We start from the raw sequence: 12,625 nt of genomic DNA on the forward strand, positions 1-12,625 counted from the left end.
AACTTTCAACTTCAATCAGTTTCCACCGACAGGCTCGCAGCGTGAAAAACCTCTACTGGTTAGACAAAATTCAACCTTCAGACAGAGATGCAGTGGGAGAAAAAGCATTTTACTTGAGCTGTTTGCTCCAGAAAAATCATCCCGTTGTACCGGGTTTTGTCGTACCGGCTACCACATTCTGGCAGTTTTTAGAGTCGATCGAGTGCCTAGAACCGCTGTTTGCTGACTGGCCACACTCTTCCCTGCACTTGAATGTCGATGAACCCAGACAACTGCAATCGATCGCCCGCAGCATCCGCCACCAAATCCTCGCCGGCAAACTGCCAGATTCACTGCTCTCCACCCTAGAGTCTGCTGTTTCTCAACTCAACTCACAGTCAAACTTAAACTCCCCAGCCTTAATTTTTCGCCCTTCCCTGACTTCCTGGAACCCGAAAACAGTTGGCATTTTGGAATCTCAGGCAGTACGCGCAGAACCCGAAGCCATTGGGGTCGGACTCAAACGAGCTTGGGCAGAAATGTTCAGAGCCCGAAGTCTATTTTACTGGCAGCGGTGCGGCCTGCGGGTACAGCAAATCAATCCCGCAGTTTTGGTGCAGCCACTTCAAGAAGCGATCGCCGCAGGCGAGGTGAAAGCAAAGGCTGGTGCACAGTGGGAAATCCAAGCCACCAGCGGTTTGGGATTGTCCCTCGCTAGGGGAGAAACCATCCCCGATTACTATCAAGTGCAGCCAGAAACAAGCGCGGTTAAATTCCAGCGGATCGGTTACAAAACATTAGCCTACAATCTCAAAGTCGGCGATGGTGAACCGAAAAAAAAACTGCTGCTGGGCAAGTTTGCTGCTTTCCCAATTTCAGATGCTCCATTTATAATTCCTGATTTTGCTGATTGTTGCGTGCAAGTTTTAGCGCTGGGAGAGGAAGCACAAACAGAATACGTTTTAGAGGAATCGCAACTGCAAGAAATCATTGAATTGAGTAAAAAAGCGCTGGCAGAATTTGACTCAGATTTAATTTTAGAGTGGACGCTAAACCAGACAGCAAACAGCGGCGAACAGCAGTTTTATTTCACTCAAGTTCGTCTTGTGAAAGCGGAAAAAGTCGCGCCGGTAGAGGAAAATCCGAGATCCCTCCCGCAGCCAAACTCGATCGCCCCAGCCCGAAGTCCTGCCATACTCAGAGGTGTGGCAGCAGCATCAGGAAAAGCCGAAGCAATTGCCCAAGTTATGACTAATTCCCACCCAGAAAACGCGGAATTCTTAGCCGGAGGCATTCTAGTAGCCCGGACAATCGAGCCGAATTGGCTGCCTTGGCTGAAGGTTGCTGCTGGGGTGGTTGCCGAACAAGGAGGCATGACAGGCCACGGCGCCATTTTAGCGAGAGAATTGGGAATTCCCGCCGTTGTGGGAGTGGCTGGGGCCACACGGGCGATCGCCTCGGGCGATTCCGTTTTGGTAGACGGCGATAGCGGAGAAGTTTTTGCCCTCGCCCAACAGGATGCGATCGAGACAGGAGACAGCAGCCGAGTTCGGGACACAGCAAAAAAGGCAAATATATACAGTACAGCAGCGAAAATGTCAATAGCCAAGCACCAATCTTCTACCTCCGATCGATCGTCCAATTGGGCGCCTAAATCTCGACAATCTGAGTCTACTCAATATGTTTGGGGCCCACCAACGGCGACTCAACTGCTAGTTAATGTCAGCCAAACAAGTTCGATTGACCGCCTCAAAAATCTGCCAATAGACGGCATCGGATTGCTGCGATCGGAATTAATGGCATTAGAAGCTTTGGACTGTCAAAACCCCAAAGTGTGGCTGCAAGACGGCCGCCAATCGGAATTTGTCGATCGCATGGCGGATTGCCTCAGCTTATTTGCTGCTGCTGTTTCGCCGCGGCCGATATTTTATCGATCGCTCGATTTGCGCGAGTCAGGCGCCGACGGCAGTTTCAGTTATACCTTTGAACCGGAATTATTTGATTGGGAACTCGGCGTACTTCAAAAAGTCTGCGAGTCAGGCTATACAAATGTTAATTTAATTTTGCCTTTCGTGCGCTCAGTTGACGAGTTTATCTACTGCCGCCAGCGCTTAGAAACAGTTTGGAAAAACCGATCAGACGACTTTAAACTGTGGATTATGGCGGAAGTTCCTTCGGTGTTATTTTTATTGCCAGATTACGTAAAAGCAGGAGTTCAAGGAATTTCCATCGGCACCAACGATTTAACCCAATTGCTGTTAGGCATTCACCGCCACTCCGACCAGGTAGCAGGTGCTTTCAACGGGCGCGATCGAGCAGTGATGAGGGCGATCGAACAATTAATCAAACAGGCCCGGGCCGCCGGCATTCCTTGCTCGATCTGCGGCGACGCTCCAGCATTGTATCCCGACACAGTTGAATCCTTCGTGCGGTGGGGGATTTCGTCTATTTCGGTCAATGTCGATGCTGTAGAACAAACTTGTAGGGCGATCGTCCGCGCCGAACAGCGCCTCCTGCTAGAAGCCGCTCGATCGATAATTAACAATTAACAACTCCCGGACGCACTTGACCTCAGAAATCCCGTTTCTACTCTAAATCATAGCTTTGGCAAGCAGCCACCCGCTCAGAAATCGGATTTCTAAACAACCCCTGCGTCCAGGACTATTAACAACTACAGAAATCCGGTTTCTAATTATATAGCAACCGCCCAGATAGTGAGGACGTTTTTAATTGGTGAAGCCCTTGCTTTTATTGCTTTTACTGCTTCTTCCTTCTTCCTTCTATCCTTTACATCCGTTACATCCGTTACATCCGTTAAATAATCCGTTGCCGAACTTCCTTCTATCCTTTACATCCGTTACATCCGTTAAATAATCCGTTGCCGAACTTCCTTCCACTAACATCCGATTTTAAAGCTAGGATAGAAATATCACCAACCCTTTACCCGGAGGTAAAAACCGTGAAATCAAAAATTATTGCAACCGCAGCAATACTTGCCGCCCTGGCTTTTCTGCATCCTCACCCAGCATTATCTCAACCTGCAACTGACGGTGGCCAAAAACCCGGATTCTGGCAACCTCAAGCGCAGGTTGACAATACTCGCAACATAACCCTCAGACTGTTAAATGAAACTGGATTAAACCTAGAATACGGTCAATCAGGTGCCAACTTGTCATCCTTGCCCGTCGGAACCAGCAAAAACATCATTGTTCGTATCAGCAATCGCACCGGCGACATTGCCAATATTCCGATTAATGCCACAGGAGGAAGCGCAACTTTGAAATACGACTATAATGTTGACTCGCAGACAAACATTGTGACGATTCGCATCACCAGATCAGATCCCCGCACTAGGCAAGACCGATCAGTTTATATTGATGAAAAAGGGCGAATTTACTCTTTCTAAGACTAACGCTAATCAACCCGGTTTCTCCTGATAAATTTTGCTTTTAGCAGCGAGGTATCGGAAGCATCCCGGTTTGGTAAAAAGCGTTTTTTTAGGAGTGCGAGCATCCTGCAAAGCTTTGCCTATATATCTCGCTTGGAACACCCTGCAAAGCTTTGCCTATATATATCTCGCTTAGATATCTCACAGCGAACACTCCGATGTAAAAGTGCGTAAATTATGTTTCAAAAAGTATGAATCAAGTGCAGCCCCTTTCCATCGCAGGCATTTACGAAGTGTGTATTGGCGTAGCCGATGCGATTCCACAACTGCAATATTGGGAGCAATTTGGATATCGGATCGGTAAAATAGGAGAATTCTCGGCATCCGAAGCTGGCGAATTATATGGAGTTAGTTCAAAAGTGCGATCGATTCGACTCTATCACCAAGATGCGGATCACGGATTAATTCGCTTGATGATTTGGGAAAAACCTACAAACGATGGTTTGCAAATGTCGTCAATGAAGGTGAAAGGCAACCGTTGGGCAACTACTTTAACTGCTGATTTGTTGAATGTCCTCAACCATGCCGAAGATGCTGAATCTGCCAATTTGTCGGTCAAATATACATCCCCGCACTGGGAGATTATTTACAACAAAGAGCGAAAACCGCGTCCTTTTGTCGAGGCGGCTGTCGGAGTGCGTGAGATGATGCTTTTGCAGCCTTTGAGTCGGCAAGTTTTTTTTCAAAGATTCAATTATGCTTTGCCTAATTACGGGAAAATCAATCCAAATGCTTTTTTTAAAACCAGTCAAATTACCCACATGGGAATGGTAATTCAAGATGACAGCAAAGAAACGCTGCTATTTTATGAAGAAGTTCTGGGGTTGATTCGGGCGCGCGACGATGTAGAAACTACCTTTGAGTCTTCCCTCGCCGGAAGGGAGATTTTTGAGCTTCAGTCTGGGGAAGGATTTGTGGTGACAGCTTTTGATGACCCCCGATCGTCGAAAACAGATTTTCAGGCCGCGCGATCGGGTAGACTGTATATTCTGAGGTTCCCGAGTTCGATCGCACTAAGCGATGGATTTGATCGCGCCAATCCCGGATGTTTGGGAATGTCGCTGTACACATATCGAGTGTCTAGTATTGCAGAATATTTTGAGCGAGTCAAAGCCAGCAAGGCACAAAAAATCACAGAAATAGTCGCTAATGAATTTGGGGAACAAAGTTTTTCCTTCATTGCACCTGACGGATATTTTTGGACATTGATAGAATCAGGTTTGTAGTGAAGAATGCAAGTCTTAATAAAAATCACAAGACTTGCATTCTTCACTACAAATTAATTTGACTGATATCAGTTCCGGTTACACTCCTTATGATATAGAGGAGACTGCACGTGCCGCTTCCCTACGCCAGATTAATTGTAGGGGCACGGCAGTGCCGTGTCCTGGCTGTAAGTAATATTAATTCCGATGCTACCGGATTTGATATGATGCGGTAATGTCCTGGTGCGCGCACCCTACATTGACAGTTCGCGATCGCACTCCGACTGCTCGAAACCGGGGAAAGATGGACGAAAAGACGCGTTTGGGCCTGCAGATTCAGTAAAAAACCCGGTTTCGCATGGGCCGCCATGCGATCGCGAACTGATTGAGGGCATTCATCTATTATGAGCTTATGCTTCCGGTGCTGGCAGAGGGAATCTTTCTCCCGCGAGATAAGCATCAAAGTTCTGTTGAAAATAAATCCAAGAAGTCATATCTTCCACATCTAATTGCGATTTCGGCGCATCTTTATACAACGGAATGCGAGTTTTAATTTCATCTTGCAGCAATTGAGGTAATTCTGTCCAACTCTTGAGTTTGGAACCCGTGGCACTGTAAATCATGTTACCGGGTCGATTTCCCATTTTCATCCATGCCAGCCACGGCCCGATTCTATCCCAACTCAGAATTACTTGAGAAACTGAGACAAGTTCGGGATTTAATAATTCTGCTGTGGGCACTGTCAGCTTAAATAATTCCGCTGCTTGATAGATGGGATTTGGACTGTAATCAACAAATCTGGCATCCTCAGCTAAAGGATTAGGATAGTTGGGAAATAAGTCAAAGACAAAAGTCGTAATTTCAGACTCTACTTTAGCCGGGAAAATTCCTTTAAAATTACCTTGGACGGGGTTGTTAGCAACGTGAGCAACCGTTAGGGTTTCTCCTGTCCAAGGGTTATCCCATTTGTGGAGAATTTTTCCGCTGTTGGGGTCGAGATAGTAAGTTAGTTCTCGCGAGGTGAATTTCCAGCCGCCCTCGCCGTCAGCAATACACCTGCTTGCACTCATCCCAAGTATTTTGAACAAGCGCTTTTTCGGTTCGTTGGGAACAAAAGAGTAAATATAACCGTTCCAGGTGAGAAATGTTGCTTCACCGTCTAGGGAACTGCGCGTTTTCACCCATTCTTTGGCATCAAATTCTTGTAATAAAACCATACCGCAGGCTCCTGTAAATAATCGATGTTTTTATGCAGCGGATTTGACATTTCATCCCCAAAATCAACTGCTGCTTGCAATTGGGCGCTAGTGGCGCACTGGTGCATCAGGTGGGTTTCGAGAGGGTGTCAACCGCCGCATCGCAGACTAATATCCGTCGTTTCTCTTGATTCCTGCGCCTCGATTTCCCTCTTCTTTCGGTTTAGCTTTGTTCACTCGCAAGGGGCGCCCCATCCACTCTGCACCGTCTAATTCGGCAATTGCAGCGTCTTCTTGGGCATCCTCCATCATCTCAACAAATGCAAAACCGCGCATCCGACCGGTTTCCCTGTCGGTAGGCAAGACAACTCGCTTGACTGTGCCGTGTTCTGCAAATACTGCTTTCAGGTCTTCTTCGGTGGCGCGGTAAGACAGATTTCCAATGTAGATAGTCATGTCGATCGAACTGAACTTGTTGTGCTATACATAATAACCTTTTAATTTAACTGTCAAGTGCTATCTAGCATACAACTGGGCGATCGACTCTCACTAAAAGGGTTTGGCACACTGACAAACTCTTGGTACTGGCTGCAATAGTTAGCTCGATCAAAACTCATCTCCTCACTCACCTTGAGAGTGAGGAGATGAGTTTTGGCGCGGCGAGGAATCCCACCCCTAAACAATACTTGATTTTAATCAAATCAGTGATGGGTGGGCGACCCATCGCCAAGCATCTTCGGAAATAAAGCGAGTAACAAGGTATAATATATTAAGTTGCTCTCAGGTACGATCGTTGATATAGCAGTTCTCAACTTTCGTGAGGTACTTGGCAGCTAATTACCAATTCCCCACTTCTTCCATTCTTTAATCTAAAATTTAAATCTGTACCTCATTCACTTGAGAAATGCTATACACATCTAGACAGCCATTTGAGGAAACATACTTGACATCTCCCCACCCCTTTCCTAAACGGGGAGATGTCACCTTCAATCCTTGGGCAAACTTGGGAATTGCAAATTGGAAATGAGGAATGGGATAAATTTTCTCTCCATCTCTTTAATCCCCAGTTTAGGATATTATTTTTCTCATTTAAACTAAGGATGTGAGATTTAAAGCAGCTTTGTTAAGTGTTTGAGTACCAATTCGACTTTGGGTAATACCGCTGGCTGTTTCCGTTGCTCCTTTATTCACAACATTCATCGCCTCTACCACTTGCTCAATAGCGATCGCCTGCTGTTTGGTATTGAGATAAATTTGCTGACTGCTCACAACAACACTGTTAATAGCATTAGCAACATTGTTAAAATTATCCGCCGTACCTTCAGTCAATTTTAGGCTATTATCTAAAGTTTTCTTGCCCTCATCTGTTACCATCACTGTTTTATTAATGGAATTCTTAATACCGTTTATCAAATCACTAATCTGATCCGACGATTTTTTGCTTTGATCGGCGAGTCGGCGAATTTCCGTCGCCACCACCCCAAACCCCTTTCCTTGTTCTCCGCTGCGTACTGCTTCCACTGTAGCGTTAATTGCCAGCATATTAGTTTCATTTGCCAAATCGCTGACTAAATTGGTAATATTAGCAATCTGATTGGTTTGCTGGCTCAAATGTAAAACTTGATCGGCGATCGCTCCGACTTTTTCCGTCAAACTCAACATTCCCTGCTGGGTTTTATTCACCACTTTACTGCCTTCTGCTGCCATATTTAAGACATTACTGGCATTGTCAAGGGCTGATTCGGCTTGCATAGCTGATTGCCTCGATGATGCGCCCAATTCATCCATTGTGGTAGTTGTTTGATTAACAGAAGCAGCTTGTTGTACAGCAATACGTTCCTGTTGCTCAATTGTAGCAGCGATCTCGGTAGAAGAACTGACAATCATATTAATAATACCTTTCAGCGCTTTATCTAAAGGTTTGGCGATCGCTATGCTTAAAGCTATGCCTAAAATAATCGCTATTAGCGGCCCAACTGTCATCCCCAAAAATACAGCTCCTTGAGTCTTTCTACTATCATTTTGGGCCGTGTCATAAGCTTTATCTGCTTGCTTTCTATTGGAGTCAACTACTGCTAAAGTGGCTTTTTCTGAATTTATAAATTTAAGGCTAATTACCTTAGATTGCTGACTAAGTTTATTCAAGAGGTTACTAGCTGTCTTGGCTCTTGCCATTTCGGGCGACTTACTTTTACCCTGATTAATTAGGCTTAGCTGCAAACCCAAAGGATTCAAAATTCCCAGTTTCTCAAATTCTTGATTAATTCGCAGGAGTTCTTGATCTTCCTGCTGCCACTCCTGCCAATACTTAAGCATTTGTTGATAGAGTGCATCTTCCTCTGAGATACGTGGAATGACTTCGTATGCTTTAAACCCATCTTTAATCTGCTGCCAAGCCTTGTCCATTCTATTTAATGCCTCTTGCCTTTCTGCTTGACTGAGTGCCGGATTAATTAGCGATCTCTCGGATGACTCTATTTGGGTTTGTCCCTCCTTAATTTTCAATAAAGCTTCAATGCTCGGTAAGTTATTTTTACCAAGAGTCTCTATGTGTTGACTGAGATTAGATGTTGAGTTCCATCCTACCCAGGCAACGAAAAATACTAACACTCCCATCATCAAGAATGCACTGATCAGTCTGGTTTGTAAATTCATTTTTCTCAACATACTATTTCTGTTTCCTTCTCCTACAGTTATCCTCGCTGCACTCATGAACAAATATTATAGCTTTTCTCAGGTAGCTCAAGTACCTATTAAAATTTGACATTTGAGATTTTACATTTTCAAAATATTAATTAATTGATGAGTAACTCCTGAGCCTGAAAGTCGCTATCGATTTTGGGTGACGAGGCAGTTACGGTAGCTTTTTGGTTGTCATGATCCTGAATTCATTTTTATAAACCCCTTTAGTCTACAGGTTAAAACCTGGCGTTACACAAACCAGGCCGGCCCACGCCAACTATAAACAGTGGTAGGATTATAATTAAGTTCGGAGTGCACAGATATAGGCTTTGTCACACAGATGAGGTATCATATTGCTGAGGTATTCATAACGGTAAAATATACAATATAAGATAAATGAACTCTAATTCGCTCAAGAGTCACAGCCTCACCAGAAGTGGAGGGGAGCCCACATCCATTGACATCACTTTTGTTCACCAAGCATCGAAAACATCATACATTATTAGCACGGAAAGCTTATTATCTTGATTTTAGACCAGAAATGATGGAGGTTGATTATTCCCGAAGCAATCTCACAAAAATCCATAGCTGACTGTTTGTTGGGAGTTTTCAGTTTTGTCAAAAAAAATACTTCAACAGGCTCCTCAAACCCAAAATATTGCTCAGCCAGCTAATTTATGCGGCCATGCAAAATTAAGGCAGAACAACTGCTAATTTTAGCGCCGAGGGCAAATAAAAAGAATTCAACTATTGAATAAGTTCATTATTAAGTATCTAAATAAAAATTTTGATGGGGAAAAATAAAACGAACCAACCTGTAAAAATATTTTTTACAACCACTTTATATAACGATAAATAAAGTTATAATATAAGTTAGTTTAAGAGGTAAAAGGATACAATTACATTTGAGGCTATTATGCTCCTGCAACCTACCAAAACTAGGAAAAAATGCTTTGGTAGCGAGGGATAAGGGTTAGAGAAATAGACAAAATAAGTAAAGAAATTAATCAAGAAAAAGGGCGAAAGTAATATACTTGTCGCCCCCTTCGCCCGATTTATCACAAACCTGAGAATTTCTGGTCAAAACTTAAATATATTTTCAGTTTTATCAACACAACAAATTATCAATAATTAGGAAAGGCGATAGAGTTTGCATTCTGTCAACTTTCTAAGGTCAACTTTCTCAGCAAGATATTTGGAACTGGTTTACACACTGCTGTTATTGTACTTCCTCTATCTGAGAAAGGCTATACGGGAATCGAAAGTGTCTGTGCAGATTTTCTAGCGGGGAGTGAGCAATTCAGTCTAGCCAAGTGTGGAAATCTCGTAAGGGAAAAACGCGAAAAGCCAAACTGTGAAGTTTGGAAGCCCACGCCATAACTGTAATCAGTTTGGCGTTGGGAGGATGTTACTGCTTTTCCTTAGTCGATCGAGATTGACTGAGGTCCCGTGCTTTTACCGTTGGTGGGTTCGGCTGGGGGAGTAGTGTAGGAAGTTGAACCAGCTTGCTCGTCGATCCAGCTTTTAACGGGATCTTCGTGAAGGTTGAGTCGAAGCAGGCCAGATAAAAATCCGCCCGCGAAGGCGATCGGCTGTTCGATCAATTCTTTCGCCATTGGGATGAGTTCGTCGAGGAACATTCAAGAGTCTCCTTGTGCTGCAGGGGTTCTACCTTAACTGTATCGTTTGTAATGCGATGCTGGCAGCGGGCTACAAAAAACCTTCCAGCGCTGAAGATGCGCGATCCTCTTCGAGGGCTTCGCTAACGGGCAATTTTTCGGCTAATGACTTACAATGCTAATCACATTGCTGCAAAAATTTTATGTGCCGTTTGCTTGGCTACCTCGGGGAGCCGATTTTACTTGATGCTATTCTGTACAAGCCGGAACATTCCCTAATTGTGCAGAGTTACGATCCCCGCGAAATGACTTCTGGCCTACTCAATGCTGACGGTTTTGGTCTTGGTTGGTATCACCCGCACTTAGATACTGACCCGTTTACATATAAAAATGTACAGCCAATTTGGAGCGACATTAACCTTCCGAGTATCAGTCGATATGTTGAATCTGGATGCGCGATCGGATATGTTCGCAGTGCAACTTCAGGACAAGCTGTAGATTTGAGCAACTGTCAGCCGTTTCAGAACGATCGCCTGCTGTTCGTACACAACGGCTTCGTGAAGAATTTTCGGCAAACTCTTTACAGACCAATTCGCGATCGACTCAGCGATACGCTTTATCAATCAATTAACGGTACTACAGATTCTGAGCATATCTTCGGCTTGTTTGTCAATGAATTGACCGCCGGAAATCTGACCATACAAGCTGCTTTGCAAAACACGCTGAAAATTTTGGCAGAGCTAGCAAACTTTCACCAAGTAGAATTTTCAGCTAATATAATTATCAGCGACGGACACCAACTCGTTGCCTCTCGCTTTGCTTCCCAAAAAACCCCTCCTTCCCTCTATTGGCTGCGAGACGATTTAAATTTCCCAAATTCTGTCATCATTGCTTCTGAACCTTTATTTGCTGGCAATTGGCACGAGTGTCCAGTCCAGAGCATTATCAGTACCGGAGTAGAGCGTGATATCGAAATCTATCCAATCTTGTAGAGAGGCAATTTATCGCGATTTGCAGCAGTGTCGCAGCGGCACTTTCAAGCTATTTGCAGACATCGATTATGATACTTTTTGCCGTCAAGCTCATCCTGATTTCAGTCCAGTTGGCTGGCACTTAGGTCACATTGCTTATACTGAGGATTTGTGGCTGTTGCAGCGGTGTGCTGGGTTGAAGCCAGTCTTTCCTCAGTATCACCAACTGTTTGCTGCGGATATTTTGCCGAAAAAACAACGGGTTTTTCTGCCCGCGTTACCTGATGTTGAATTATATCTGGACGCGGTGAGAAAAAAGGTGTTAGATTATTTGGAAGTCGCGCCGATCGACGAGCAAGAACGTCTCTGGCGGTTTATTATTCAGCACGAAAGCCAGCACTGCGAAACTGTTGCTTTCGTGTTGCAAATGCAAAGGAAGAAGGAAGGAAGGCACGACACGGATTTGGACACGGATACACGGATTAATTCTCTACAACAGCGAGGAATAAAGCAGCAGAAATTCCCAATGCCCAATGCCCAATTCCCAATTCCCAATGCCCCATGCCCAATGCCCCATGCCCCATGCCCAATTACCGATTCCCCGGCGATTGAAATTCCGGGCGGGGAATTTTACATGGGAAGCGATGCTGCTGAGGCTTTAGATAATGAGCGATCGCGCCACCTGTGTTATTTAGAAGCATACTCGATCGATCGCTATCCCGTCACTTGCCGTCAATACCGAGATTTCATGGAATGCGGCGGCTATCAAAACCCTGATTGGTGGTCAGCAGACGGCTGGAAATGGCTGCAAGGCGAAGCCGTCTCTCAACCGCTTTACTGGTCAGAAAATTCAGCTTTCAACAACCATCCAGTTTGCGGTGTCAGTTGGTACGAAGCCGAAGCTTACTGCAACTTTATCGGCAAGCGTTTGCCATCGGAAGCCGAATGGGAAAAAGCTGCGAGTTGGGATGCCACAAATCAAACATATCGCATCTATCCTTGGGGAGAAGAACCGCCAAACGGCAGCCTGTGCAATCACGGCAATAATATTGCCAATACCTCGCCAGTCGATGCCTTTCCCAAAGGAGCAAGCGCGATCGGCTGCTATGATATGTTGGGGAATGTTTGGGAGTGGACTGCTTCCACCTTTGAGGCCTATCCGGGATTTGAAAGTTATCCTTACAGGGGCTATTCTCAAGTTTATTTTGATGGAGAACACCGGGTTTTGAAAGGGGGGAGTTGGGCGACTTTTCCGCAGGCACTGCGATCGAGTTTTCGGAATTGGTACTATCCGGGCGTGCGGCAAATTATTGCTGGTTTTCGCTGCGCTAAGTAGTTGGCTAGGTAATTATAATTACCATCAAATTTGTTCATAGTGAGGAATTTATTCATCGGACTTTTCACGGTTCTACCGAACCTAGTATGTAAAACTAACTAGCAAAATGCCTATGTAAGAAGCTCCTCAGAATAAAGTTGTCAAAATTTCTAAACCCATAGGCTTTTCTTTTGATTAGCTTTAATTTGT

At 44.7% G+C, this 12,625-nt stretch carries 12 protein-coding genes; 6 read left to right on the top strand and 6 right to left on the bottom strand.

The features are described 5' to 3' along the window. Window positions 1–41: 41 nt before the first annotated feature. The gene (locus QUB06_RS24290) at window positions 42–2,528 is read left to right on the top strand and encodes a putative PEP-binding protein (RefSeq protein WP_333437455.1); all 2,487 of its coding nucleotides are present in this window, start codon (window positions 42–44) and stop codon (window positions 2,526–2,528) included. A 231-nt stretch (window positions 2,529–2,759) separates the two neighbouring features. Here the strand turns inward: QUB06_RS24290 and QUB06_RS24295 are convergent, their stop codons facing one another. Further along, a complete protein-coding gene (locus QUB06_RS24295) occupies window positions 2,760–2,882 on the bottom strand; it encodes a hypothetical protein (RefSeq protein WP_333437456.1) in 123 nt (40 codons plus the stop codon). Between the two features lie 56 nt (window positions 2,883–2,938). Here QUB06_RS24295 and QUB06_RS24300 point away from each other — a divergent pair, with 56 nt between their 5' ends. Then, entirely contained in the window at window positions 2,939–3,385 is a 447-nt protein-coding gene (locus QUB06_RS24300; RefSeq protein ID WP_333437457.1) for a hypothetical protein, read from the top strand. A gap of 233 nt (window positions 3,386–3,618) precedes the next feature. Then, on the top strand, window positions 3,619–4,653 hold the full coding sequence (locus tag QUB06_RS24305; protein ID WP_333437458.1) for a VOC family protein: 1,035 nt from the start codon (window positions 3,619–3,621) through the stop codon (window positions 4,651–4,653). A gap of 389 nt (window positions 4,654–5,042) precedes the next feature. Here the strand turns inward: QUB06_RS24305 and QUB06_RS24310 are convergent, their stop codons facing one another. Together QUB06_RS24310 and QUB06_RS24315 are read right to left on the bottom strand one after the other, a co-directional pair. Then, window positions 5,043–5,849, bottom strand: a complete 807-nt coding sequence (locus QUB06_RS24310) for a DUF1838 domain-containing protein (RefSeq protein ID WP_333437459.1) — start codon at window positions 5,847–5,849, stop codon at window positions 5,043–5,045. A 147-nt stretch (window positions 5,850–5,996) separates the two neighbouring features. Beyond that, a complete protein-coding gene (locus QUB06_RS24315) occupies window positions 5,997–6,284 on the bottom strand; it encodes an RNA-binding protein (RefSeq protein ID WP_333109618.1) in 288 nt (95 codons plus the stop codon). 448 nt (window positions 6,285–6,732) lie between these two features. Here QUB06_RS24315 and QUB06_RS24320 point away from each other — a divergent pair, with 448 nt between their 5' ends. Beyond that, window positions 6,733–6,855: a hypothetical protein gene (locus tag QUB06_RS24320; RefSeq protein ID WP_333437460.1), complete on the top strand. Its 123-nt coding sequence runs from the start codon at window positions 6,733–6,735 to the stop codon at window positions 6,853–6,855. Window positions 6,856–6,917: 62 nt separating this feature from the next. On the opposite strand, the gene QUB06_RS24325 is transcribed toward QUB06_RS24320, so the two are convergent. Together QUB06_RS24325 and QUB06_RS24330 are read right to left on the bottom strand one after the other, a co-directional pair. Further along, complete coding sequence (locus tag QUB06_RS24325; RefSeq protein WP_333437461.1) at window positions 6,918–8,483, bottom strand: methyl-accepting chemotaxis protein; 1,566 nt, start codon at window positions 8,481–8,483, stop codon at window positions 6,918–6,920. A gap of 1,448 nt (window positions 8,484–9,931) precedes the next feature. Beyond that, window positions 9,932–10,150, bottom strand: coding sequence for a hypothetical protein (locus QUB06_RS24330; protein ID WP_190736419.1), 219 nt, complete (start codon window positions 10,148–10,150; stop codon window positions 9,932–9,934). A gap of 182 nt (window positions 10,151–10,332) precedes the next feature. On the opposite strand from QUB06_RS24330, the gene egtC reads away from it, so the two are divergent. Continuing rightward, window positions 10,333–11,121, top strand: a complete 789-nt coding sequence (gene egtC, locus QUB06_RS24335; protein ID WP_333437462.1) for an ergothioneine biosynthesis protein EgtC — start codon at window positions 10,333–10,335, stop codon at window positions 11,119–11,121. Beyond that, window positions 11,093–12,436 carry an ergothioneine biosynthesis protein EgtB gene (locus QUB06_RS24340; protein WP_333437463.1) on the top strand — a complete coding sequence of 448 codons (1,344 nt, stop codon included), beginning with the start codon at window positions 11,093–11,095 and terminating at the stop codon, window positions 12,434–12,436. The genes egtC and QUB06_RS24340 overlap by 29 nt, the downstream gene beginning before the upstream one ends. A gap of 94 nt (window positions 12,437–12,530) precedes the next feature. Here QUB06_RS24340 and QUB06_RS24345 read toward each other — a convergent pair. After that, the coding region (locus QUB06_RS24345) for a transposase (protein ID WP_333437465.1) at window positions 12,531–12,625 on the bottom strand (95 nt) is incomplete at its 5' end.

This window comes from Microcoleus sp. D2_18a_D3 (assembly GCF_036702455.1).
Lineage (GTDB): Bacteria > Cyanobacteriota > Cyanobacteriia > Cyanobacteriales > Microcoleaceae > Microcoleus.

Coding starts and splice junctions, on each gene's coding strand:
- QUB06_RS24325 (WP_333437461.1), bottom strand. CDS start 8,483: ATGAATTTACAAACCAGACTGATCAGTGCATTCTTGATGATGGGAGTG.
- egtC (WP_333437462.1), top strand. CDS start 10,333: ATGTGCCGTTTGCTTGGCTACCTCGGGGAGCCGATTTTACTTGATGCT.
- QUB06_RS24320 (WP_333437460.1), top strand. CDS start 6,733: ATGCTATACACATCTAGACAGCCATTTGAGGAAACATACTTGACATCT.
- QUB06_RS24295 (WP_333437456.1), bottom strand. CDS start 2,882: ATGTTAGTGGAAGGAAGTTCGGCAACGGATTATTTAACGGATGTAACG.
- QUB06_RS24310 (WP_333437459.1), bottom strand. CDS start 5,849: ATGGTTTTATTACAAGAATTTGATGCCAAAGAATGGGTGAAAACGCGC.
- QUB06_RS24305 (WP_333437458.1), top strand. CDS start 3,619: ATGAATCAAGTGCAGCCCCTTTCCATCGCAGGCATTTACGAAGTGTGT.
- QUB06_RS24315 (WP_333109618.1), bottom strand. CDS start 6,284: ATGACTATCTACATTGGAAATCTGTCTTACCGCGCCACCGAAGAAGAC.
- QUB06_RS24330 (WP_190736419.1), bottom strand. CDS start 10,150: ATGTTCCTCGACGAACTCATCCCAATGGCGAAAGAATTGATCGAACAG.